Annotated in this window: 1 protein-coding gene; it reads right to left on the reverse strand. The window is 58.8% G+C overall.

Annotation, left to right across the window (positions count from 1 at the left end; translation table 11 throughout):
• Positions 1 to 32: 32 nt before the first annotated feature.
• Positions 33 to 1,246 (reverse strand): IS3 family transposase gene (locus QTL94_RS24845; RefSeq protein WP_141683924.1). Its coding sequence is split into 2 segments (ribosomal slippage): positions 33 to 910 and positions 910 to 1,246, totalling 1,215 coding nucleotides; the frame shifts between segments, so codons are not numbered across the junction.
• Between the last annotated feature and the right edge of the window lie 74 nt (positions 1,247 to 1,320).

The raw sequence follows: 1,320 nt of genomic DNA on the forward strand, positions 1-1,320 counted from the left end.
TGGAGTGCTCCCCGTTTCACCGGACAGATCGGCTAGTTTGATTTAGCCCTGATGAACTGCCGAGGGGAAGCCATCTTGAGCGCGGAATGAGGATGGATTGCGTTGTAGTCTTCGATCCATCCGTCGATGAGCCGGAGCGCTGTTTCGGCGTCCGGTAGTGCCGAGATGCGGATGTAATCCCGCTTCAGGGTTTTGACGAATGCCTCTGACATGCCATTTGACTGCGGGCTGGCCACCGGCGTGAAGCAGGGCGTCAGATTGAGCGCCTGGGCAAATAGCCTGGTTTCCCGTGCTGTATAAGCCGAACCGTTGTCCGAGAGATGCTCGATAGCATGCGGTGCTCGGGTTGCCTGGAAGCGTTTCTCAACCGCCTCCAGCATCATGTCGCGGACATCCGAGCCGGATATTCCGGCATTGGCGACGGCCGTCCAGGCGATGATCTCCCGGTCGAAGGCGTCGATGATGAAGGCGAGACGAATGACCTCGCCATTCCAGCAGGTGAACTCCAGGCCGTCCGAGCACCAGCGCAGGTTGGAGCGCATAACCATGACCTTGCCATCGTGGAGGCGGCCCTTGCGGACGGCCGTATGCTTCTCCAGCAGCATGGCGTGGTTGCCCATGATGCGATGGACCCGTTTGGCGTTGACGACAGGCTTATCGGCGGCTCGCCTTTCGCGATTGAGGAGCGCGGCGATCCGCCGATAGCCATAGGTTGGCCTTTGATCCACTAGCCTGCGAATGGCGGGCAGAAGCTCTGCATCCTCGACCTTGTGGTATGGCCCACGCGGCTTTGATTTGCCTTTCAGCCGCTCGATGAGGTTGGAACGGGAGACACCCAGCGTATCTGCCACGGCCTTCATCGGGAACCGTCCTTCGGCAACAAGATCGGCCGCGATATCCGTTTTTTTGAGTCCGCTTTGGAAAGAGCTTCGCGGAGGATTTCGACCTCCATCGTCTTACGGCCGAGCATGCGCTCCAACTCGCGGACGCGATCTTCCAGCTTCTTTACTTCCGAATTGCCGACCACCGGCTCGTCAGAATCCACGGCTGCAGCACCTCCCTCGCTCAAAAGCCTGCGCCACCGATAAAGCAGATTGGGCGCGACGCCATGGTGGCGAGCGGTGGACGATACCGTCTCGCCTGGTTCGAAACTCTGCTCAATGATTGTCAGCTTTTGCTCGGTTGTCCACCGCCTGCGGCGAACATCACCCGTCAGCAATTCAACGTGTCGATACTCGTTAGACATAAGCCTGTCCTCAAGCCTGTGCTTGAGCCTTTCTGCTTATGCCGACTGTCCGGTCGAAATGGGGTGCAGTTCAC

This window comes from Rhizobium sp. S96 (assembly GCF_030382195.1).
GTDB lineage: Bacteria > Pseudomonadota > Alphaproteobacteria > Rhizobiales > Rhizobiaceae > Rhizobium.